General features: G+C 60.2%; 18 protein-coding genes and 4 tRNA genes. 6 read left to right on the top strand and 16 right to left on the bottom strand.

The genetic code is table 11. The annotated features are described in order from the left end of the window. Positions 1–67: 67 nt before the first annotated feature. Positions 68–523 carry a YkvA family protein gene (locus BKX96_RS24575; RefSeq protein ID WP_046816072.1) on the bottom strand — a complete coding sequence of 152 codons (456 nt, stop codon included), beginning with the start codon at positions 521–523 and terminating at the stop codon, positions 68–70. 310 nt (positions 524–833) lie between these two features. Beyond that, positions 834–1547, bottom strand: coding sequence for a BamJ family beta-barrel-assembly machinery protein (gene bamJ / locus BKX96_RS24570; protein ID WP_077185669.1), 714 nt, complete (start codon positions 1545–1547; stop codon positions 834–836). Between the two features lie 255 nt (positions 1548–1802). Here bamJ and BKX96_RS24565 point away from each other — a divergent pair, with 255 nt between their 5' ends. Beyond that, on the top strand, positions 1803–3611 hold the full coding sequence (locus BKX96_RS24565; RefSeq protein WP_077185752.1) for a c-type cytochrome: 1809 nt from the start codon (positions 1803–1805) through the stop codon (positions 3609–3611). After that, positions 3608–4741 carry a catalase family protein gene (locus BKX96_RS24560; RefSeq protein WP_077185668.1) on the top strand — a complete coding sequence of 378 codons (1134 nt, stop codon included), beginning with the start codon at positions 3608–3610 and terminating at the stop codon, positions 4739–4741. Before BKX96_RS24565 ends, BKX96_RS24560 begins: the two co-directional genes overlap by 4 nt. A gap of 196 nt (positions 4742–4937) precedes the next feature. Here BKX96_RS24560 and BKX96_RS24555 read toward each other — a convergent pair. The 4 genes from BKX96_RS24555 to BKX96_RS24540 all read right to left on the bottom strand — a co-directional run bounded on the left by BKX96_RS24555 (position 4938) and on the right by BKX96_RS24540 (position 5479). Continuing rightward, positions 4938–5014: transfer RNA gene (locus BKX96_RS24555), tRNA-Asp, on the bottom strand. Between the two features lie 19 nt (positions 5015–5033). Further along, a tRNA-Val gene (locus tag BKX96_RS24550) sits at positions 5034–5109 on the bottom strand. A gap of 198 nt (positions 5110–5307) precedes the next feature. Further along, a tRNA-Asp gene (locus BKX96_RS24545) sits at positions 5308–5384 on the bottom strand. A gap of 19 nt (positions 5385–5403) precedes the next feature. Then, a tRNA-Val gene (locus tag BKX96_RS24540) sits at positions 5404–5479 on the bottom strand. A 159-nt stretch (positions 5480–5638) separates the two neighbouring features. Here BKX96_RS24540 and rdgC point away from each other — a divergent pair. From rdgC to sugE, 3 genes are all read left to right on the top strand, one after another. Beyond that, entirely contained in the window at positions 5639–6559 is a 921-nt protein-coding gene (gene rdgC, locus BKX96_RS24535; RefSeq protein WP_008060875.1) for a recombination-associated protein RdgC, read from the top strand. A 141-nt stretch (positions 6560–6700) separates the two neighbouring features. Then, positions 6701–7666, top strand: a complete 966-nt coding sequence (locus BKX96_RS24530; RefSeq protein ID WP_046816002.1) for a bile acid:sodium symporter family protein — start codon at positions 6701–6703, stop codon at positions 7664–7666. A 122-nt stretch (positions 7667–7788) separates the two neighbouring features. Beyond that, positions 7789–8103, top strand: coding sequence for a quaternary ammonium compound efflux SMR transporter SugE (sugE, locus tag BKX96_RS24525; protein ID WP_046816001.1), 315 nt, complete (start codon positions 7789–7791; stop codon positions 8101–8103). A gap of 73 nt (positions 8104–8176) precedes the next feature. On the opposite strand, the gene BKX96_RS24520 is transcribed toward sugE, so the two are convergent. From BKX96_RS24520 to BKX96_RS24490, 7 genes are all read right to left on the bottom strand, one after another. Beyond that, positions 8177–8971, bottom strand: coding sequence for an iron-containing redox enzyme family protein (locus tag BKX96_RS24520; protein WP_046816000.1), 795 nt, complete (start codon positions 8969–8971; stop codon positions 8177–8179). Between the two features lie 45 nt (positions 8972–9016). Then, a complete protein-coding gene (locus BKX96_RS24515) occupies positions 9017–11476 on the bottom strand; it encodes an EAL domain-containing protein (RefSeq protein ID WP_046815999.1) in 2460 nt (819 codons plus the stop codon). 136 nt (positions 11477–11612) lie between these two features. Then, positions 11613–13430, bottom strand: coding sequence for an ABC transporter ATP-binding protein (locus tag BKX96_RS24510; protein ID WP_046815998.1), 1818 nt, complete (start codon positions 13428–13430; stop codon positions 11613–11615). Continuing rightward, positions 13423–14025, bottom strand: a complete 603-nt coding sequence (locus BKX96_RS24505; protein WP_178134215.1) for a DsbA family protein — start codon at positions 14023–14025, stop codon at positions 13423–13425. Before BKX96_RS24505 ends, BKX96_RS24510 begins: the two co-directional genes overlap by 8 nt. A gap of 36 nt (positions 14026–14061) precedes the next feature. Continuing rightward, positions 14062–15003, bottom strand: a complete 942-nt coding sequence (gene trhO / locus BKX96_RS24500) for an oxygen-dependent tRNA uridine(34) hydroxylase TrhO (RefSeq protein ID WP_046815996.1) — start codon at positions 15001–15003, stop codon at positions 14062–14064. A 211-nt stretch (positions 15004–15214) separates the two neighbouring features. Then, on the bottom strand, positions 15215–15514 hold the full coding sequence (locus BKX96_RS24495) for a BolA family protein (protein ID WP_077185667.1): 300 nt from the start codon (positions 15512–15514) through the stop codon (positions 15215–15217). A gap of 12 nt (positions 15515–15526) precedes the next feature. Next, on the bottom strand, positions 15527–16051 hold the full coding sequence (locus tag BKX96_RS24490) for a DUF2059 domain-containing protein (protein WP_046815994.1): 525 nt from the start codon (positions 16049–16051) through the stop codon (positions 15527–15529). A gap of 192 nt (positions 16052–16243) precedes the next feature. Here BKX96_RS24490 and BKX96_RS24485 point away from each other — a divergent pair, with 192 nt between their 5' ends. After that, positions 16244–17638 (top strand): class II fumarate hydratase, encoded by a 1395-nt coding sequence (locus tag BKX96_RS24485; protein WP_046815993.1) that lies wholly within the window; start codon positions 16244–16246, stop codon positions 17636–17638. A 107-nt stretch (positions 17639–17745) separates the two neighbouring features. On the opposite strand, the gene BKX96_RS24480 is transcribed toward BKX96_RS24485, so the two are convergent. The 3 genes from BKX96_RS24480 to pap all read right to left on the bottom strand — a co-directional run bounded on the left by BKX96_RS24480 (position 17746) and on the right by pap (position 21659). Then, positions 17746–18705 carry a DMT family transporter gene (locus tag BKX96_RS24480; RefSeq protein ID WP_077185666.1) on the bottom strand — a complete coding sequence of 320 codons (960 nt, stop codon included), beginning with the start codon at positions 18703–18705 and terminating at the stop codon, positions 17746–17748. 140 nt (positions 18706–18845) lie between these two features. After that, positions 18846–20030, bottom strand: coding sequence for a thiolase family protein (locus BKX96_RS24475; protein ID WP_077185665.1), 1185 nt, complete (start codon positions 20028–20030; stop codon positions 18846–18848). A gap of 105 nt (positions 20031–20135) precedes the next feature. After that, positions 20136–21659, bottom strand: coding sequence for a polyphosphate:AMP phosphotransferase (gene pap / locus BKX96_RS24470; protein WP_077185664.1), 1524 nt, complete (start codon positions 21657–21659; stop codon positions 20136–20138). Between the last annotated feature and the right edge of the window lie 76 nt (positions 21660–21735).

Genomic DNA, 21735 nt, shown 5'->3' with positions numbered 1-21735 from the left:
AGAAGTGTAATCCTATCAGCGGCTAAGGTCGCGGGGGCTATCCATATAAGGCGTAGACCGGATCGAATCAGGTTTTTTTCGGCCCTTGAAGCTTCAGTTTCTCAGGGGTATCGGGTAGGCGTTCGACCACGGCGAGCTTCTCCGGTACCTGGCGTTTGCGCCAGGCGCGGAAGGCGTTGAGTTCATCGTCGAGGACTTTCATCAGCCAGGCCAGCACGGCGATGTCGTCGATCATGCCGAACACCGGGAGGAAATCCGGAATGGCATCGACCGGGCTGAGAAAGTACATCAGGCCGGCGACGACCGAGACCAGTGCCTTTGGACTTATAGCGCGGTATTCACCTCGCCAATAGGCCAGGCACAGTGCCTGCAACAGGCGCAGATCATCCTTGAGCTTACCCAGTCGGTTCCCCTGACTGGCAGTTTTACTGGCCACTGCGAACAGCAAGGTCGGCAAGCGCCCACGGGCGAGCAGGCGTCCGGCCAGGGGCAGGAAACGAGCAAAATTCCAGGGTGCTTTCATGACGCCTCCGGCAAGAATGTTATCCACACAAATTGTGGATAACCTTGTGAACAGAGCCACTTTTCATGGCTGAAAGGCCCGTTTCATAAGGGCTGAACTCAGATCGGGCGTTTTTTGCCCATCTAAAAAATCCTAATATTTCATTGACTTGGAGGTCTGCCGAGGGTTAGGCGCGGCCCCCACACTGTCTATGACTTCAGCTTACCGCAACTGTTCGCTTTGTTTAGCCCTGTGCACTGGCTTGTTCAATACAGGCCAGATGCAACAACGCCCCGCATGAGCGAGGCGTTGTTATCAAAGCAGACGCGAATTACTTGGCGGCGTCTTCTTTGGCTGGGTCTTTAATGGCCAGCAGTTCCAGGTCGAATACCAGCACCGAGTTGGCCGGGATCGCCGGGCTTGGGCTTTGCGCGCCGTAAGCCAGTTCGCTAGGAATGTACAGCTTGTACTTCTCGCCGACGTGCATCAGTTGCAGGCCTTCGACCCAACCCGGGATCACGCCGCTGACCGGCAGATCAATCGGGCTGCCGCGCTCGACGGAACTGTCGAACACGGTGCCGTTGGTGAGCTTGCCGGTGTAGTGAACGGTCACTACGTCAGTCGGCTTAGGCTGTGGACCTTCGGCTTTCTTTTCCACTTCGTATTGCAGGCCGGAAGCGGTGGTCACGACACCCGCTTTCTTGCCGTTCTCTTCGAGGAATTTCTTGCCGGCCGCTGCCGACTCTTCGCTCATCTTGGCCATGCGCTCTTCGGCACGCTTTTGCAGCGCGGCGAAGGCTTCGACCAATTCTTCATCCTTCAGCTTCTGCTCTTTCTTGCCAACCGCATCTTCGATGCCCTGGGCAACGGCTTTGGAGTCCAGATCGTCCATGCCTTCCTGAGCCAGGCTCTTGCCCATGTTCAGGCCAATTCCGTAGGAAGCTTTTTGCGCCGGGGTTTTCAGCTCTACGCTGGTTTGCGAGTCGCAACCCGCAAGTACCAGGCTAACCAGGGCCACCGCCGCCGCCAACCGATGCTGTTTCATGCTATTTCCTTGTTCATGCGCCTAAAGGGCAATCGAGTAAAGTCGCGAGCTTATCAGGCGGCCACGACCAATGGCTACCGGCATGAGAGCCGTAAACTGGCGATAAGTTCAGGTGTTTAAACGCATTTCGGCCTGTAGACGATGAAACTTCTGTTATCTGGCCCTCAGTGAGGCCGAACATCTGGCGTAATGGCCTCTTGCCGCTTACCTGGAGCTGGTGCATAACGGCAGGAAAGATCGACAAGGATGGTCTACGTGCGCCTCTTCCTCCGTTTACTGGCTTTGATTGTGGCCCTGGTGGCCCTCGCCCTGGCCGTGGTCCTGTACTACGTCGCCAACCCGAAACTGCCGCGCCACGCGGCCGCGCAACAAGTGCACTACCTGGAGCAATGGAGCGCCGAAGAGCGCCAGCGTTACTATTTCACGCCCCAGGGCACCCAGGTCAAGGGCTTGCGCTACGACTGGTTCACCGCCCTGGAACTGCCCTTTTCGCAGCAACGATTCGCCGCTCCCGACTACCTTGCACGCTTCGGTTTCCTGATCGACCCCGGGCAGAAACCCACGCCTGACAACCCCGGCAACCTGCCGCTGGGGTTTGCCCGGCATCAGAATCCGGGCAGTGCGGATGCATTTCTGGATATTACCTGCGCCGCCTGCCACACCGGTGAGCTACGCCTGAACGGTCAAGCCGTGCGCATCGACGGCGGTGCTGCCCAGCATGTGCTTCCCTCCAGCGTGCCGACCCTGCAGGGCGGCAGTTTTGGGCAGGCCCTGGTGGCGAGCCTGGTATCCACCTATTACAACCCATGGAAGTTCGAACGTTTCGCCCGCAAGGTCTTGGGCCCTGACTACGAGGCCGGCAAACAACCTCTGCGCGAAGCCTTCAAGGGGTCCCTCGATACTTTCCTCAAGGTGGCCTGGAACGACACCCATCGCGGGCTGTACCCGACCGAAGAGGGTCCCGGGCGCACCGATGCGTTCGGGCGCATTGCCAACGCCAGTTTCGGCGACACGATTTCCCCCGCCAACTACCGCGTGGCCAACGCCCCCGTCGACTACCCACAGTTATGGGACATGTGGACTTTCGACTGGGTGCAGTGGAATGGCTCGGCGCAGCAGCCCATGGCGCGCAATATCGGTGAAGCCCTGGGCGTGGGCGCGACGCTGAGCTTTTTCGATGGCAATGGCCAGCCACTCAAGGGCGACGATCGATATCCGTCCAGCGTGCGGGTGCGTGACTTGCACCTGATCGAAGAGACTCTGCAACGACTCAAGCCGCCAGCATGGCCGGAAGACCTGCTGGGAGTGGTCGACAAACCGCTGGCTGCAAAAGGTCGCGCGTTGTTCACGCAGAACTGCGCCGGTTGCCACATACCGCAGGTCAGCCCCAGCGCAGGGCGCCCGGTGCAACAGCTGAAAATGCTGCCAGTGGCAGTGATCGGCACCGACCCTGGCGCAGCCAACAATATCGCCGATCATCGCTTCGACCTGACGGCCTTGCAGTGGGACCCGGCCGAGCTGGCGCGGCTGGACGTACAACTGCATCCAACCCCCAGCGAACCCCTCGACCTGAGCCAGCTGTCGGTCGCCAAGGGGCTGGCCTACGTCACCGCATTCGTCGGCAATCGCGCCTATCGTGAGGCCGCCATCACGCCCGCCGAACGCGCGGACATGGATGGTTTCGGCCTGCCGATAGGCGTCCAGGAATTGCGCGCCTACAAAGCTCGACCACTGGCGGGCGTATGGGCGACGCCGCCGTTCCTGCACAACGGTTCGGTGCCGAGCCTTTACCAATTGCTTTCGCCCCAGGACGAACGCGCCACCACCTTTTACAAAGGCACCTTTGAGTACGACCCGAGGCACCTGGGCTACCGCACCGAAGCCTTCGACAATGGGTTTGTGTTCGACACCCGCATCACCGGCAATCACAACAGCGGCCATGAGTTCCGCGCCGGTAAACGTGGCAACGGCGTGATCGGTCGCTTGCTGCAACCCGAAGAACGTTGGGCCTTGCTGGAATATCTGAAAGTGCTGGGCGGCCCCCTGGAGGCGCAACTGCCATGAAATATCTGTGGATGCGCCTGGGCGCTTTTCTCGGCAAAACCCTGTTCTGGATGCTGGGCCTTGGTGTGCTCGGCTGGCTATCGGCGACGGCGTGGTTCGCCTGGCAACAGCGTGGCCCGGTATCAACGCAGGAACTGATTCCCGCCGGCGAAGCTGCGATGACCCAGGACATCATCCAGACCGCGGTGCGCATCGTTGATCAGCACCGCGAAAGCACCCGATACCTGCGTGACGCCCACGCCAAGGCACACGGCTGCGTGCAGGCTCAATTGCAGGTGCTGCCGGAACTGGCGGGCGAACTGCGTCAGGGGGTGTTCAGCGAACCCGGCAAGACCTGGCAAGCGACGATGCGCCTGTCCAATGGCAACGCTTACCCGCAATTCGACAGCATCCGTGATGCGCGGGGCATGGCGATCAAGCTACACGACGTGCCGGGCAAGCAACTTCTGAGCGATCAAGCGGATCGAGGCGAACAGGACTTCGTGATGTTCAGTCACCCGAACTTCTTTGTCAGCGATGTCGCCGAGTACCGTCAGAATGTGGCCGCCCAGGCGGACGGCAAAAAGGCCATGGCGTTTTTCCCGAGCCTGGACCCGCGCAGCTGGCAGATGCGCCATCTGTTTATCGCCCTGGCGACACTCTCCCCTGCCCCGGATAGCCCGACGCGCAGCACCTACTTTTCGGTTTCGCCCTACAAGTTCGGCGAGGTCAATGCCAAGTTCCGCGTGATACCCGACCCTGACAGCTGCCCGGCCTACGCCCTGCCCGCGCAGAATCAGAAGTTGCCGAATTTCCTGCGTAGCGCGCTGTACCAGCAGCTATCGACCGATCGGATGCCCGCCTGCTTCGTCCTGCAGATCCAGCGCCAGGACGCGAGCAAGTACATGCCGATCGAAGACACGAGCATTGAGTGGCAAGAAAGCGATGCGCCATTCCAGACGGTGGCGCGGGTCAAGGTACCGGCCCAGGACTTCGATACGCCCGCGCAGAACCTGCAATGCGACAACCTGTCTTTCAACCCATGGTTCGGACTGGAGGCCCATCGCCCCATCGGCGGCATCAACCGTTTGCGCAAGGCCGTATACGAAGCTGTCAGCGACTACCGTCACGCCCGTAATGCCGCTCTGTAGGAGCAGCCGGTCGACGCTCGAATGCTCGCGAAAAACTGCAGGGCGCCACGCGGCGTCAGGTATCGCGCGTTATCGTTGACCTCTTTCGCGAGCAGGCTCGCTTCCACAGGAAAAGCCAAACGCCAGACAGCAAAAAGCCCGCACTAAGCGGGCTTTCCGTGGTGACCTGGCGTTCAGTGTTCCAGGTTACCGAATATGGCGCAGCGGACGGGACTCGAACCCGCGACCCCCGGCGTGACAGGCCGGTATTCTAACCGACTGAACTACCGCTGCGCGAAACGCTTGAAACGAATGGTGGGTGATGACGGGATCGAACCGCCGACATTCTGCTTGTAAGGCAGACGCTCTCCCAGCTGAGCTAATCACCCTTCGCTTCGTTACGGGACGCATTATGCCACAGATTTTCGTAATGTGTTGATTTAATTGAAGTTTTTTTCAAATAAATCCGAAAACCGGTGAAACGATACAACCCGATGGAACAAGGTACAAACTTGAGGCAGAAAAAAGCCCGCTTGAGCGGGCTTTTCCGTGGTGACCTGGCGTTCAGTGTTCCAGGTTACCGAATATGGCGCAGCGGACGGGACTCGAACCCGCGACCCCCGGCGTGACAGGCCGGTATTCTAACCGACTGAACTACCGCTGCGCTAAACACTTGAAACGAATGGTGGGTGATGACGGGATCGAACCGCCGACATTCTGCTTGTAAGGCAGACGCTCTCCCAGCTGAGCTAATCACCCTTCGCTTCGGTGTGGCGCGCATTCTACGGAGCAGCCCTACCTCTGGCAAGCACTTTTTTAATTAATTTTCTGATGCCTTCCAAAGGCTTAGAGAAGGGTTGGCCTATGACCCGGCGAAGACAATAATGCCCCCCTTTGTATAAAGGAGAGACTCACCCCATGTGGTTCAAAAACCTGCTTATCTATCGCCTGACCCAAGATCTGCCTGTTGATGCCGAGGCGTTGGAGACTGCACTGGCCACCAAGCTGGCGCGTCCATGTGCAAGCCAGGAGTTGACCACCTACGGTTTCGTCGCGCCGTTTGGCAAAGGCGAAGATGCCCCACTGGTGCACGTCAGCGGTGATTTCCTGCTGATCAGCGCGCGCAAGGAAGAACGCATCCTGCCGGGCAGCGTCGTGCGCGACGCCGTGAAGGAGAAAGTCGAAGAGATCGAAGCCGAGCAAATGCGCAAGGTCTATAAGAAGGAACGCGACCAGATCAAGGATGAAATCATCCAGGCCTTCCTGCCGCGCGCCTTCATCCGCCGCTCGTCGACCTTCGCCGCCATCGCGCCGAAACAGGGCCTGATCCTGGTCAACTCGGCCAGCCCGAAACGTGCCGAGGACTTGCTGTCCACCCTGCGCGAAGTGATCGGCACCCTGCCGGTGCGTCCGCTGACCGTGAAGATGTCCCCGACCGCGACCATGACCGAGTGGGTCACCACCCAGAAAGCCGCGGACGATTTCTTTGTGCTGGACGAGTGCGAACTGCGCGACACCCACGAAGACGGCGGCATCGTGCGTTGCAAGCGCCAGGACTTGACCAGCGAAGAAATCCAGCTGCACCTGAGCACCGGCAAAGTGGTCACCCAGCTATCGCTGGCCTGGCAGGACAAACTGTCGTTCGTGCTCGACGACAAAATGGTGGTCAAGCGCCTGAAGTTCGAAGACCTGCTGCAAGACCAGGCGGAACAGGACGGCGGCGACGAAGCCCTCGGCCAACTGGATGCCAGCTTCACCCTGATGATGCTGACCTTCGGTGACTTCCTGCCGGCGCTGGTTGAGGCACTGGGCGGGGAAGAGACGCCGCAGGGGATCTAAAAGCTTTTGATCTTACTGTGGGAGCGGGCTTGCTCGCGAAGGCGGAGTGTCAGTCGATAGTATTGCCTGACACTCCGTCTTCGCGAGCAAGCCCGCTCCCACATTGGTTTTGTGGCGTTGCTTATTAATAAGGATCAGGCCATGCGCGCACTGGCTGCATTAAGTCGTTTTGTCGGTAACACCTTCGCCTACTGGGTACTGATTTTCGCCGTCGTGGCGTTCCTGCAACCGGCTTGGTTCATCGGCCTCAAGGGCGCCATCGTGCCGCTGCTGGGGCTGGTGATGTTCGGCATGGGCCTGACCCTCAAGCTCGAGGACTTCGCCGAAGTCGCCCGCCACCCGTGGCGCGTGGCCTTGGGCGTGGTGGCGCATTTCGTGATCATGCCCGGCGTGGCGTGGTTGCTCTGCCAGGCGTTTCATTTGCCGCCGGAAATTGCCGTCGGGGTGATCCTGGTCGGCTGCTGCCCAAGCGGCACCTCGTCGAACGTGATGACCTGGCTGGCTCGCGGGGACTTGGCGTTGTCGGTGGCTATCGCCGCCGTGACCACCCTCCTCGCTCCGCTGCTGACGCCGGCCTTGATCTGGCTGCTGGCTTCGGCCTGGCTGCCGGTGTCGTTCATGGAGCTGTTCTGGTCGATCCTCCAGGTGGTGCTGCTGCCGATCGTGCTGGGTGTGGTTGCCCAGCGTCTGCTCGGCGACAAGGTTCGCCACGCGGTGGATGTATTGCCCCTTGTTTCGGTGGTAAGCATCGTGATCATCGTCACGGCGGTGGTGGCCGCCAGCCAGGCGAAAATTGCCGAGTCGGGCCTGTTGATCATGGCCGTGGTCATGCTGCACAACAGCTTCGGCTACCTGCTGGGCTACTTCACCGGGCGCCTGTTCAAGTTGCCATTGGCCCAGCGCAAATCCCTGGCGCTGGAAGTCGGCATGCAGAACTCCGGGCTGGGTGCAGCCCTGGCCAGTGCGCACTTCTCGCCGCTGGCGGCGGTGCCGAGCGCACTGTTCAGTGTCTGGCACAACATTTCCGGGGCGCTACTCTCGACCTATTTCCGCCGCATGAGCGAGAAAGAAGATGGGCGCACCGCGGCTCGGCAAGCGACTGACTGATACGTGAAAACTTGATCCCCGGGTTAATGCTGGGCACTATATTGCGCAAACGCGAGGACGACCTCGCGGCTCGATCGAGTCATTAACCTGGGGACGACCCCGTCAATCGATGGAGGTCTTCCTTGTCCTGGATCATTCTGTTTTTCGCCGGCCTGTTCGAAGTGGGCTGGGCCGTCGGCCTGAAATACACCGACGGTTTCAGCCGCCCTCTCCCCACTGCATTGACCGTTGCCGCCATGGCCGTCAGCCTCGGCTTGCTTGGCCTTGCGATGAAGGAATTGCCGCTGGGCACTGCCTATGCGATCTGGACGGGCGTCGGCGCCGTCGGCACGGTGATCGCCGGGATCATCCTGTTTGGTGAATCCATGGCGTTGATCCGGCTGGCCAGCGTGGCAATGATCATTGCCGGGCTGGTGGGGCTGAAAGTCAGCGCCTGACGCCTTGCGGTCATCACAAAAAAGCCCGCCCCCTGACGTCAGGGGGCGGGCTTTTTCATGGGGCCTCTACCGATCAGGTTTCGGCCAGTGCCAGGCGCTCACGCGCCACCGGGGCCCTTTCCGAATGCTCCAGCTGCATGCAACGCTCCAGGAACAGGAACATGTAGTCGTAGCTCTTGCACACGGCCTGGCGCAGCTCCACCTGCAAGGCCTTGCTCGGGTTCGTGCCGGCCAGGGTGCAGATGATTTCCAGCGCTTCCCACGGATGGGCATCGTCATACTGGGCATGCATCTTCAGCCACTTCATGGCCCGCTTGCGATCCTCCTCGGGGAACGCCGCCGCGTAGAGTCCATTGGAGCAGACTACCGCCGACCACTCACCGGTTGCACCTTCAATGGCGTAGTTGGTGGCGGCAATGGCTACGATCAGCGAATCGGAAGAACTCGTGTGCCAGCACCAATGGCTCAAGGCGTGAAGCTCAGGGGCCACCTGCTGCGCCTGCAGATCCTCCAGGCTGACGCCGTGGGCACGGCTCCAGTTCACCCAGTAGTCGGCATGGTTCAATTCGACACGAATGTTGCGCATCAACCAGCGACGCGCCATGTCTTCGCCGGGGTGGCGAGCAAAACGGGTCTTGGTCAGGTTCTGTGCCATGTATAACGCGAACTGCTCGACCACTGGCCAGCCACCGATCAGGTACTGGCGCATGGTCCGTGCGCTGAGTTTGTTATCTCGCATGCGCTGGTACAGTTCGTGTTCGACAACCCGGCGCTTACTCGCGCTGCAATCCTGAATCAGGCGCTGGGCCCAGGCGGGATAACTTGCAGCTTCCATGAGTGGTCCGGTGCGGTTGAATGTCTCGATCACTGTCGGGCTCCTTTTGATTGTGATTGTTCTGATCAACGAGAGACTTCAACGGAAAGTGCCGGGCGCTTTGAACAACAAGCGCTGCGGCCTGGCTGGACGACTTTGCAAACTATCGCAGGTAAACAGATGCGGGCGTTCAATAACATACCCTTGAGCGTAATCAACCCCGATTTCCAGCAATGCCTGCTCGATCTGGGGCGTTTCAACAAACTCGGCAATCGTACGCTTACCCATGACATGACCGATGTGATTGATCACTTCGACCATGGCGCGGTTAATCGGGTCGTCCAGCATATCCTTTACGAAACTCCCGTCGATCTTCAGGAAGTCTACAGGCAAATGTTTCAAGTAGGCGAACGAGGACATACCGGCGCAAAAGTCATCGAGGGAAAACAGGCACCCTAAGCCTTTGAGTTCATTGATAAACTTAATTGCACTTCCAAGATTTGAAATTGCACTGGTTTCAGTGATTTCAAAACAAATTATTTCAGGTGGTATTTGGTAAGTAATGAACTGTTGACGCAGGAAGTCCAGGAACGCGTCATCTCCTATAGTTGTGCCTGACAGATTAATCGCACACATTGCCAAAGGCCCTTTGTGCTGTTCGGCCATACATTGGGCAATGATCTTGAATACGTTCTGTACAACCCAACGATCCAGCGAAGTCATCAGGCCATAACGTTCTGCTGCCGGAATAAAACTGTCGGGCAATATCATGCGCCCGGCTTCGTCATGCAGGCGCAGTAGAATTTCGATATGCCCGCCGCCCTGCTCGACATGTCCGAGCGGGGCAATTTCCTGGGCGTACAGACAAAAGCGGTCTTCTTCCAGGGCCATGTGCAAGCGCTGTACCCAAGCCATTTCGCCAAAGCGCAAGGACAGTTCCGAATCGTCGGGATGATAGACCTGAACGCGGTTGCGGCCTTTCTCCTTGGCCATGTAGCAGGCCATGTCGGCAGTGCGCAATGAGGCTTCGAGGGTGGTCGGAGTTTGCGCGATATGCACCAGCCCGATACTGACGGTGGTCACGAACGGCCGTCCTTTCCAGACGAAGTGCAAGTTCTGCACGGTCTGACGCAACCCTTCGGCCATTTTCTCGGCTGCCTCCGGCCCACAGTGCTCCAGCAGGATGCCGAACTCGTCCCCCCCCAATCGGGCCAGGGTATCGCCCTCGCGCAAACCCGATTGCAAGAGCGCGCAGATATGCCGCAGCAACTCGTCACCTGCCGCGTGACCGCAGGTATCGTTGACCAACTTGAACTGATCCAGATCGAGGAACATCAAGGCATGGCGCCCCGGCTGTCGCGTCAGGGCCTGCAGAGCCTGCTCCAGGCGAAATTCAAACTCGCGGCGGTTGGCGAGCCCGGTCAGCGCATCATGGGTTGCCTGCCAGGACAGGTTGGCAATGTATTGCCGCTCCTGGGTCATGTCATGCAGCACCAGCACCGCACCGCTGACCTTCCCGGCATTGCGGATCGGCGCCCCGACCAAGGTAACCGATACCGTGCTGCCATCGAGGCGCTGAATGAGCTTGGAGTGTTCGCTGCCACCGCTGAGCTGACCGCTCAGGATGTGCTCGATCAAGGTAAAGCCATCGGCTTGGGCGTTGTCGTCCAGCAGGTTGAACAGCGCCGCCAGTGGCACTCCGGTGGCCTGTTCAGCTTTCCAGTGGGTCAAGGCTTCGGCGGCCGGGTTCATATAGGCGATCGCGCCCTCCACCGTCGTGGTGATCACGGCATCGCCAATCGATTGCAGGGTGATTTGCGCCCGCTCTTTCTCCACTTGCAGGGCGTCGGCGAAAGCATGCCGTTGCTTGAGCAGTTTATGCGTACGCAGCAGCGCCAGGGCGATCAGGCCGAGGGCGGTGGCCAGGTTCAACGCCAACAGCAGCCGCAGGATCATCCGCGAGCCCTCGCCCAGTGCATCGCTGAAGGCCTTGGCCGCGGGCGTCACCTCGTCGTTGATGGCGAATATCTGTCCCTTCCAGCGCTGTATGTCGGCATCGCTGGTCTGCTTGACGCCGATGTGCTGATGCATGTCCCTGGCAACTTCATCGAGTTTGACCAGGTACGCGTCACCCACGGTCCACAGATCGATGGCTTTTTCGAGGAAGCTGAAATGACGGAAGTTGAGGTAGAGCCAGATCAGGCTGGGAACGTCATCGGGATGGTTGCCACCCTTGAGAATGGCCTGCCTGGCCGCCTCGAGATCGGGTGGCTGCTGATCCAGCGCCAGGCGCAACTCGTGCCCTCCCTGAGGGACGGCAATAGCCTCCTGGTACTTGAGGAATTTGCTCTCGTCGCGACTGTCGGCATACAGATTCAGGTAATAGATCGCGTCCTTCTGGCCCTTGGACCACAGGCTTTCACCGGCAACATAGCCGCGGACCGCCGACAATACATAAAGGCTGACGCCACCCAACAGGGCCTGAAATAACACGACGGCGATAAATGGCCAGACGATGCCCAATAGCCGCGGTGTTCCGAGAGTCCGGGTTTGATTCATGGGGTCCCTTGTTTTAGCACTGCCAGATCATCATCCACGTGATCGCTACCGCTAGACTAGGGGGCCTTGTGCATCCCGGCAAGCGATGCCCCCTCCCCACTGCGGGAAACTCCACTCAACATGCCTTGGCATTGATTCAGTGCTGCTGCAAATGTCCGTAAAGCTTGGCGTATAGACCGCCTTCGGCAATCAACTGCTGATGGTCGCCATCTTCGGCAATCTGCCCGCCATCGAACACCAGCACCCGGTCAGCCTGCTTCACCGCCGACAAACGATGGGCGATGATCAGGGTGGTGCGATGGCTGAGGAATCGCGCGAGCGCCTGGTGCAGGTTGTATTCGGTGGCGGCATCCAGCGCCGAGGTAGCTTCGTCGAGAATCACCACCTTGGGATCGGCCAGCACCATCCGCGCGATAGCCAGGCGTTGGCGCTGGCCACCGGACAAGCGCACCCCGGAACGCCCGACGACGCTGTCCAGGCCGTTGGGCAATTCACGCACCGTGGTGTGCAATTGCGCGATTTCCAAGGCATTCCAGCAAGCCTCGTCACTGCGTTCACGGCCCATGGTCAGGTTCGCGCGCACCGTATCATTGAAGAGCGCCGGGTGTTGCAGGACCACCGCGACATTTTCCCGCACGGTCTCCAGGCCGATTTCCTGCTGGGTCGAACCACCGAAACGAATAGTCCCGGCCAGCGGCGTGTACAAGCCCAGCAGCAATTGCACCAGGGTGCTCTTGCCGCCACCGCTGGCGCCGACGATCGCGACCTTTTCACCGGGGGCAATCGACAGGTTCATCTGGTTCAGTACCAGTTCGTCACCGTAGCCGAAGCTCAGCCCCTGAACCTCGATACCCACGGTCTGGCGACCAATGAACGGGTCGACACCGCACGGGTACTGCGGCTCATCGGCGCGCGACAGCAGCTCATTGATTCGCGACAGTGCGCCACCGGCGGCGTAGTAGGCATATTGCAGGTTGAGCAGTTGTTCAACCGGACCGATCATGAACCACAGGTAGCTGAATACCGCGAGCATCTGGCCGATGGACAGGTCGGAGAACAGCACGGTCAGCATGGCCGCCGCACGGAAAATATCGATGCCGAACTGGAACAGCAGACCGCTGGCCCGGTTCGAGGCATCGGTTTTCCATTGCGAGTTCACCGCGTAATCCCGTACGTCCCGGGCGCGATGCCCCAGACGACCGAGGAAAAAGCCCTGGCGGTTACCGGCACGCACTTCCTGGATCGCGTCCAGGGTTTCGGTCAACGCCTGGGTGAAGCGCGAGGTGCTGTCGTTCTCGAGTTTCTTCAGGTGCTTGACCCGCTTGCCCAGTTGCACCGTGGCGTAGATCACCAGCGGGTTGAACAACAGGATCAGCAACGCCAGTTGCCAGTGCATCCACACCAGGATTGCCGCAGTGCCGACCAGCGTCAGCATGGCCACCAGGAAACGACTGAGGGTTTCGCCGACGAACTTGTCCAGGGTGTCGAGATCGGTCACCAGGTGCGTGGTCACGGTGCCGCTGCCCAGGCTTTCGTATTCCGCCAGCGAGATGCACTTGAGTCGTTCGATCAGGCGGATGCGAATGCGGTAGACGATGTCCTTGGCCAAGGCCGCGAACAAGCGCGCCTGCACCACGTTGAACAGCAATGCCGCGCAACGCAGGGCCAGCGTCACCACCAGCATCAGGCCAATGTAGCCCGCGGCTTTCTGCCAAACCTCAGGCAGCGCGAGGTTCATGATTTTCAGCGCGGCGTCACCGTGCCCCAGCAACACTTCGTCCACCAGCAACGGCAGGAGCAAGGGAATCGGCACGCTGCACAGTGTCGCCAGCACGGCCACACCGTTGGCGATCCACAGGGATTTCTTGTGATGAAGAGCCAGGCGACGAATTTCTGCCCAGCTCAGCCGGTCGACACGCTTTACGACTGGGGTGTCGTCGGGCTGGTCATGCACAGGCAGCGCGCTCCAGCCAGCGGCCGAGTAAGGGGGACAGGACACTGAGGGGCTGATAGCCATTGGTCAGCAACGCCAATTGCCCATTGCGTTCCGCCAGCAAGGTCGGGAAACCGGCGATACCCAGGTCCTGGACCCAGGTGAAATCGGCGGCCGTCGCGGCGTGCGTATCGGCACGGTCGAAAGCGGCGGCGAACTCGATGCGCGGCAGCCCGGCCTGCTCCGCCAACTCGACCAGAACGCTGGCGCGGGTGACATCACGACCTTCGGCGTAAAACGCATGCTGGATCAACCCGAGCAGCTTCCATGCGCAATCCGGCGCCAGGCCGCGTGCAGTCACCAGCGCCCGGCAAGCGGGTTCGGTGTCGTAGACGAAGCCGTCGGGCAGCGCCCCTTCAAGCTTGAAGGGTTGGCCGGTGGCCTCGGTGACCGCCTGCCAGTGCTCGAGTATGTAGCGACGGGTGGTCGGCTCCAGCGCCGAACCGCTGCCGGTGCGCAAACCACCCACCACCAGGTGTACATCCACGCCGGCGGCTTGCGCCTGCTCGACCAATGCGTTGGCAACCGGCGCGAAGCCCCAGCACCAGGAACACATCGGGTCCATCACATAGAGCAGGCGTGCAGACATGGTTCAGGCCTCGGTGGATGCTTGCTTGTAGTTGTAGCCGATCGGGTGCGGCATGTTGCGAGCCTTGGCCAGTTCGATCTGCTTTTGCCGGTCGATGGCGCTGCGACGGGTTTTCTCGCTCAGCGTATTCCAGCAATGCGGGCAGCTGATCCCGGGCACGTAATGTTCGGACGCGCGGTCGGAGGCGCTGACCGGTGTGCGGCAGGCATGACATTGATCGTAGTCGCCTTCGCTGAGGTCGTGGCGAACCGTCACGCGGTTGTCGAACACGAAGCAGTCGCCCTGCCACTTGGTTTCTTCCTGAGGCACCTCTTCGAGGTATTTCAGGATGCCACCCTTGAGGTGATAGACCTCATCGAAACCCTCGCTGAGCATGTAGCTCGAGGCTTTTTCGCAACGAATGCCACCGGTGCAGAACATTGCCACTTTCTTGTGCACGGCCGGGTCGAAATTGGCTTTGATGTAGTCAGGAAATTCGCGAAAACTGGTGGTTTTCGGATCGATAGCACCTTCAAAGGTGCCGATCGAGACTTCGTAGTCGTTGCGGGTATCGATCAACAGGACTTCAGGGTCGCTGATCAGCGCATTCCAATCCTGCGGATCGACATAGGTGCCGACCTTCTTGTTCGGGTCCACGCCCTCGACGCCCAGGGTCACGATCTCTTTCTTGAGCTTGACCTTGGTGCGGTAGAACGGCTGTTCGTCGCAGTACGACTCTTTATGGTCGATATCGTCCATGCGCGGATCGTTCTTGAGCCAGGCCATCAGCCCGTCGATGCCTTCGCGGCTGCCGGACACGGTGCCGTTGATGCCTTCTTCGGCGATCAGTAGCGTGCCCTTGATGCCGTTGTCGACCATTGCCTTGAGCAGGGGCTCGCGCAGGGCGACGTAATCTTGCAGGGTGACGAACTTATACAGTGCCGCCACGACAATCTGTTGTGTCATGGGTAAATCTCCAGGTGGCTACCCTCGTAAGGGGTGAACCGGATGCGAAAAAAAACGCGCCGCAGGAGCGGCGCGTTGGACATTCTAACAAATATTACGCCATCGCTGTAGGCGCTGGCTTGTGTAGGAGCTGGCTTGCCAGCGAAAGCGATCTTAAGGACGCCTTCGCTGGCATGCCAGCTCCTGCAACAAGCCAGCGCCACAAGGCGTGTCAGGTTTTGCTACCACCGGCACAGGTCGGCGAGGCCGGAGCCGCGTCGATCTGCGCCCATTCCTCGGGCGTGTAGGTGTGCAAGGCCAACGCATGGAATTCACCCATCAGCTCGCCAAGCGTGGCGTAGACCTTCTGGTGGCGCTTGACCCGGTTCAAGCCTTCGAACTGTGCACTCACCACTACAGCCTTGTAGTGGGTTTGCAGCCCACGACTGTGCATGTGGCTTTCGTCCAGCACCTGCAAATGCTCGGGCTGTAGAAGGCTCAGTGTCGATTCAATGCGTTGTTGCATGGTCATGCCGAACTCCGCTTATGGCTTTTTCTTGGCCGGAGCAGCGGCGCCTTTCGGCTCCAGCTCGGCGGTCATGTCAGCCAGCAGTTTGTTGACCACAGGCACCGCGCTTTCCAGCTTGGCCTGGGTCATCTGGGCCGATTGCTGGGTCAGCTGCGGCATTTTCTCCAGGACTTTCTTGCCCAGTGGCGACTGGTAGAACGCGACCAGATCCTTGAGCTCCGATTCGGTAAAGTTGGTGGTGTAGAGCTTGACCATGTCCGGCTTCAGCTTGTTCCAGCCAATGGCTTGGTCCAGAGCGGCATTGGCCTTGGCCTGATAGGTTTCCAGTACGGCTTTTTTCGACTCGGGGGCTTTGGTTTGCTGGAAGCGCTGGGCGAACATCTGCTGTACTTGCATGTACACCGGAGTGCCCAGTTTGTCAGCGTGCGCCAGGGTCAGGAAAGCCTCGGCACTGGCGTTGTGGCTGGCGGTATCGGCAAAAACAGGGCCGCTGGCGCAGACCAGTGCAACCGCGGTACAGATGGCACGAAGACGAGTCATCGAGTTTCCTTTTCTAGCAGACGAGGTAAAACCCCAAGGACGACCATTCTGCGCCTAAAAAAGTGTGTCGCTCAACCCCAAGCCTTGTCGCACCTGATTTAGAGGGGTTGAATGGGCAGATCCCAGACTGATGGAACCACGGCCGTCGATCACGGCCTAAACTGCGCAATCAGACCTACAGGAGTGTGCATGATGAGCCGAATCGAAACCGATAGCCTGGGCCAGGTAGAAGTCCCGGATGAGGCCTACTGGGGTGCTCAGACGCAACGCTCGCTGGTCAATTTCGCCATCGGCAACGAACGTATGCCGCTGGCGGTACTGCACGGCCTGGCGCTGATCAAGAAAGCGGCTGCACGGGTCAACGACCGTAACGGCGATTTGCCCGCCGACATCGCCCGGTTGATCGAGCAGGCGGCCGACGAAGTGCTCGACGGCGAGCATGACGATCAGTTCCCGCTGGTGGTCTGGCAAACAGGCAGCGGCACCCAGAGCAACATGAACGTCAACGAGGTGATCGCCGGACGCGCCAACGAACTGGCCGGTAACCCCCGCGGCGGCAAGTCCCCGGTGCACCCCAACGATCACGTCAACCGCTCCCAGAGTTCCAACGACTGTTTCCCCACGGCCATGCACATTGCGGCGGTCCAGGCGGTGCAACAGCAGTTGCTGCCGGCCATCAGCGAACTGTCCGGTGGCCTGGCCGAGCTATCGGCCCGCCATATGAAACTGGTCAAGACCGGCCGCACCCACATGATGGATGCCACGCCGATCACCTTTGGCCAGGAACTCTCGGCGTTCATCGCCCAGCTCGATTACGCCGAACGGGCGATCCGCAGTGCGCTGCCGGCGGTCTGTGAACTGGCCCAGGGCGGTACGGCGGTTGGCACCGGGCTGAACTCGCCCCACGGCTTCGGTGAAGCCATCGCCGCGGAACTGGCGGCCCTTTCCGGCTTGCCGTTCGTCACCGCGCCGAACAAGTTCGCCGCCCTGGCCGGCCACGAGCCGCTGACCAGCTTGTCCGGCGCGCTGAAGACCCTCGCCGTGACGCTGATGAAAATCGCCAATGACTTGCGCCTGCTCGGCTCCGGCCCGCGCGCCGGCTTTGCCGAAGTGAAGCTGCCGGCCAACGAACCGGGCAGTTCGATCATGCCGGGCAAGGTCAACCCGACCCAGTGCGAAGCGCTGTCGATGCTGGCCTGCCAGGTCTTGGGTAACGACGTGACCATCGGTTTCGCGGCAAGCCAGGGTCACCTGCAGCTGAACGTATTCAAGCCGGTGATCATCCACAACCTGCTGCAATCGATCCGCCTGCTGGCCGACGGCTGCAGCAACTTCCAGCAGCATTGCATCGCCGGCCTGGAACCGGACGCCGGGAAAATGGCTGAGCATCTGGAACAAGGTTTGATGCTGGTGACAGCGCTGAACCCGCACATTGGTTATGACAAGTCGGCGGAGATCGCCAAGAAAGCCTATGCCGAGGGGCTGACATTGAGGGCGGCGGCGTTGCAGCTGGGCTATCTGACCGATGAAGAGTTCGATGCCTGGGTGAGGCCGGAGAATATGCTGGAGGCTGGGGCCAAGGGCTGAGCTCTTTAGCGCCTGATAGTCCGTCTTCGCGAGCGGGCTCGCTCCCACAATGGACCGTGCACGGATCATGTGGGAGCGAGCCTGCTCGCGAAGAACGAAAACGCGGTCTAACTGGCCGCCATCCGAATCTTGCGAGCCCGAAGCCCGGCCATCAACGACGGCCCCAACGCCACCAGCGCCGACCCCAACACCACCAGCACCGCTCCGCCATAGCCCAGGCCATTGATGGTCTCGGCGTGCACATACTCCGGCCACCACCAGGCGGCCACGGCCACGGCGGCCAAGGTCACCAGCGGCGTGATAGCCAGGGTCGCACTGACCCGCGACGCCTCCCAATGCGCCAGCGCCTCGGCAAATGCGCCATAGGCAATCAGGGTGTTCATGCAGCACGCCAGCAGCAGCCAGCCTTGTACGGGGGTCAATTGCAGCGCCTCCAGCGGATGAACCCACGGCGTCAGCAACAGCCCGCAGAACAGGTAGATCACCATCATCACCTGCAGTGAATTCCATACGGTCAGCAACTGCTTCTGCCCCAGCGCATAAAACGTCCAGACCGTGGAAGCCAGCAATACCAGCAGCACACCGGCGGTGTAGTCGCTCAACGAGGTCAGCAGTTCACTCAGGCGCTGGTTGAAAAACAGCACGAAGCCGACCAGCAACACCAACAAACCGATCCCCTGCCCCAGACTGAAGCGCTCCTTGAACACGAACACACTGGCGATCAGCAACATGATCGGGCCCATCTGCACCACCAGTTGCGCGGTGCCGGGACTGAGCAGATTCAACCCCATCAGATACAGCACGTAGTTGCCCACCAGGCCGAGCACCGCCATCAGCACCAGCCAGCCCCCGCGCGGCCCGAGCACCTTGCGGCTCGGCAGGCGCCGGGTCGCCGCCAGGTAAATGAACAGGCAACTACCGGACACCATCAGGCGAAACCAGGTCACCGTGACCGGGTCCATCACCAGCAGCACCTGCTTGAGCTTGATCGGCAGGATTCCCCACAACAGCGCGGTCAGCAAGGCCAGGAACAGCCCATAAACCCAGCGACCCGATGAAATGTGCATGCCAACCCCAATCCGGAAACAAGTAGCGCCATTCTAGGCGCTGACTCGCTTGGGACACAGGGACAGTTGAGGCCTGGGCGCGAATGAAACTGTGCAGGTCGCGAGCTGGCTTTACGACTATCTATACAAATCCGTGAAACCTAACGCACCGCCTCGAACAACCCGGTAGCCCCCATCCCGCCGCCCACGCACATGGTGACAATGCCGTAACGCAGATTGCGCCGCTGCAACTCACGAACGAGGTGCCCGACCTGGCGCGAACCGGTCATGCCGAACGGGTGGCCGATGGAAATCGAACCACCATTGACGTTATACCGCTCGTTGTCGATTTCCAGCCGGTTACGCGCGTACAGGCACTGCGAGGCGAAGGCTTCGTTGAGTTCCCACAAATCGATATCGTTAATGTGCAAGCCCTTGGCCTTGAGCAGTTTCGGCACCGAGAACACCGGGCCGATGCCCATCTCGTCCGGTTCGCAGCCCGCCACGGTGAATCCGCGGAAGAACGCCTTGGGCTTCAAGCCCAGCGCCAGGGCTTTTTCCAGGCTCATCACCAGGGTCATGGAGGCGCCGTCGGACAGCTGCGACGAGTTACCGGCGGTGACCGAGCCACCCTCGGCAAACACTGGATTCAGTCCGGCCAGGCTTTGCAGGGTGGTGTCGGGACGGTTGCAGTCATCGCGCCCCACCATGCCCTCGAGAATCTGCACCTGGCCGCTGGCCTTGTCTTCGACCCGGTACTTCACCGCCATCGGTACGATTTCATCGTCGAACAATCCCTGCGCTTGTGCCCGGGCAGTGCGCTGCTGGCTTTGCAGGGCGTACAGGTCCTGTTCTTCGCGGCTGACGTCGTATCGACGTGCGACGATTTCAGCGGTCTGGCCCATCGGGAAGTAGATCCCCGGCACTTGCTCCTTGAGCAGCGGATTGATCAGGTGATCGGTGTTGATGCTTTTCATCGTCAGGCTGATGGACTCAACGCCACCGGCCACGATGATGTCGCTGCAACCGGAGGCAATCTGGTTGGCGGCGATGGCGATCGCCTGCAAGCCCGAGGAACAGAAGCGGTTGAGGGTCATGCCGGCGACGCCGATGCCCAGGCGCGACAACACCGCGACGTTGCGCCCGATGTTATAGCCCTGGGAGCCTTCGTTGGAGCCGGCACCGACGATGCAGTCCTCGACGCTGGCCGGGTCGATGCCGGTACGCGCCAGCAAGGCGTCGACACAATGCGCCGCCATGTCGTCGGGACGGGTCATGTTGAACTTGCCGCGAAAGGATTTGGCCAGGCCGGTCCGCACGCTGTCGACGATCACCACTTCACGCATGGCATACCTCATTGTTGTTGTCGGTTGAAAGTGAACCGAGCATAAGCCCACCCAATAACCGACCGCGACAATCATTCACCCCGCGTATGCGCAACCATCGCCTGACTACTTGCCCCTGCCCTTGCCCTTGCCTTTGCCCTTGTCCGACTGTTCGAACGCTTCTTCCACTGCGCGATTGATGGTGCGCAAGACCTTGACCCGCGCCCAGCGCTTGTCATTGGCCTCAACCAGTGTCCAGGGCGAGATCTCCGTGCTGGTGCGGTCAACCATGTCACCGACGGCGGTGCGATAGTCCTCCCACTTGTCGCGGTTGCGCCAATCGTCCTCGGTGATCTTGAAGCGTTTGAACGGGATGTTTTCGCGTTCCTGGAAGCGTTCCAGCTGCGTCTGCTTATCGATGGCCAGCCAGAACTTGACCACGATCACCCCGGCATCGCTGAGCTGTTCCTCAAAATCGTTGATTTCGCTGTAGGCGCGCAGCCAGTCCGCCGGGGTGCAAAATCCTTCGATACGCTCCACCAGCACCCGCCCGTACCAGGAGCGGTCGAACACGGTGAATTTGCCCCGTGCGGGAATATGCCGCCAAAAACGCCAAAGGTACGGCTGTGCCCGCTCCTCCTCGGTGGGCGCGGCAATCGGCACGATGTTGTATTGGCGCGGGTCCAACGCCGCGGCAACCCGGCGAATCGCCCCGCCCTTGCCCGCCGCGTCATTGCCTTCGAACACCGCCACCAGCGCGTGGCGGCGCATGCGTTTGTCGCGCATCAACCCGGAAAACCTTGCCTGTTCGGTAATCAGTTGCTCTTCATAATCGTTTTTGGCCAGATTCGAGGTGAGGTCGAGGCTATCCAGCAGGTTCAATTGATCGACGCTTGGGAATACGGGGGCGGCGTTGACTTTTTCCGGGTGGATTTTCGGTCGTCTCAGGGCGTTTTGCAGGCCTTCGAGCAGAATTTTCCCCACCACCAGGCTGCGATAATGCGCATCCATGCCGGCGATCACATGCCAGGGCGCATAGTCGCGGCTGGTGCGACGCAAGACGCGTTCACCGTATTTCACAAAGCGGTCGTAGGTTTCGGATTGCTGCCAGTCCAGCGGGCTGATGCGCCAGCTGTGGAGCGGGTCATCGGCCAAGGCCTTGAGGCGTGCCTTCATTTGTTTCTTGGACAAGTGGAACCAGAACTTGAAGATCAGCGCGCCTTCGTCGCACAGCATTTTTTCCAGGCGTTCGGCGGCGTTGATACTTTGATCGAACCTTGGGTCCTTGATCACGCCATGGACCCGAGCCTGCAGCATCTGGCTGTACCAGTTGCCGAAAAACACGCCCATGCGGCCCCTGGCCGGGAGCATCCGCCAATAGCGCCAGGCCGGTGGCCGCGCCAGCTCTTCATCGGTTTGCTGATCGAAGGTGCGGACCTCGATCAGGCGCGGGTCCATCCACTCGTTGAGCAGCTTGACCGTCTCACCCTTGCCGGCGCCTTCGATGCCATTGATCAGAATGATCACCGGAAAGCGGCTCTGCTGGCGCAGCTCGAATTGCGCTTCGAGCAAGGCTTCACGCAGGGCCGGGACCTCGGCGTCGTAGGTTTCTTTGTCGATGGCGTGATCGATTTCGGCGGATTCGAACATGGGCAGCTCCCTGGCAGATGTGAGCAAGACTAGTGGATTGACCTCTCCTGCGGGGGAGAAATCCCATTTTCATCGC

The organism is Pseudomonas putida (assembly GCF_001976065.1).
GTDB classification, from domain to species: Bacteria; Pseudomonadota; Gammaproteobacteria; order Pseudomonadales; family Pseudomonadaceae; genus Aquipseudomonas; species Aquipseudomonas serbica.
The sequence above is the reverse complement of the archived record's forward strand: the minus strand, read 5'-3'. Positions and strand labels throughout refer to the sequence as shown.

Excerpts from the sequence above, each read along its gene's own strand:
- BKX96_RS24575 (WP_046816072.1), bottom strand. The coding sequence starts at position 523 with ATGAAAGCACCCTGGAATTTTGCTCGTTTCCTGCCCCTGGCCGGACGC.
- bamJ (WP_077185669.1), bottom strand. The coding sequence starts at position 1,547 with ATGAAACAGCATCGGTTGGCGGCGGCGGTGGCCCTGGTTAGCCTGGTA.
- BKX96_RS24560 (WP_077185668.1), top strand. The coding sequence starts at position 3,608 with ATGAAATATCTGTGGATGCGCCTGGGCGCTTTTCTCGGCAAAACCCTG.
- rdgC (WP_008060875.1), top strand. The coding sequence starts at position 5,639 with ATGTGGTTCAAAAACCTGCTTATCTATCGCCTGACCCAAGATCTGCCT.
- BKX96_RS24530 (WP_046816002.1), top strand. The coding sequence starts at position 6,701 with ATGCGCGCACTGGCTGCATTAAGTCGTTTTGTCGGTAACACCTTCGCC.
- BKX96_RS24515 (WP_046815999.1), bottom strand. The coding sequence starts at position 11,476 with ATGAATCAAACCCGGACTCTCGGAACACCGCGGCTATTGGGCATCGTC.
- BKX96_RS24505 (WP_178134215.1), bottom strand. The coding sequence starts at position 14,025 with ATGTGTTCCTGGTGCTGGGGCTTCGCGCCGGTTGCCAACGCATTGGTC.
- trhO (WP_046815996.1), bottom strand. The coding sequence starts at position 15,003 with ATGACACAACAGATTGTCGTGGCGGCACTGTATAAGTTCGTCACCCTG.
- BKX96_RS24495 (WP_077185667.1), bottom strand. The coding sequence starts at position 15,514 with ATGACCATGCAACAACGCATTGAATCGACACTGAGCCTTCTACAGCCC.
- BKX96_RS24490 (WP_046815994.1), bottom strand. The coding sequence starts at position 16,051 with ATGACTCGTCTTCGTGCCATCTGTACCGCGGTTGCACTGGTCTGCGCC.
- BKX96_RS24485 (WP_046815993.1), top strand. The coding sequence starts at position 16,244 with ATGAGCCGAATCGAAACCGATAGCCTGGGCCAGGTAGAAGTCCCGGAT.
- BKX96_RS24480 (WP_077185666.1), bottom strand. The coding sequence starts at position 18,705 with ATGCACATTTCATCGGGTCGCTGGGTTTATGGGCTGTTCCTGGCCTTG.
- BKX96_RS24475 (WP_077185665.1), bottom strand. The coding sequence starts at position 20,030 with ATGCGTGAAGTGGTGATCGTCGACAGCGTGCGGACCGGCCTGGCCAAA.
- pap (WP_077185664.1), bottom strand. The coding sequence starts at position 21,659 with ATGTTCGAATCCGCCGAAATCGATCACGCCATCGACAAAGAAACCTAC.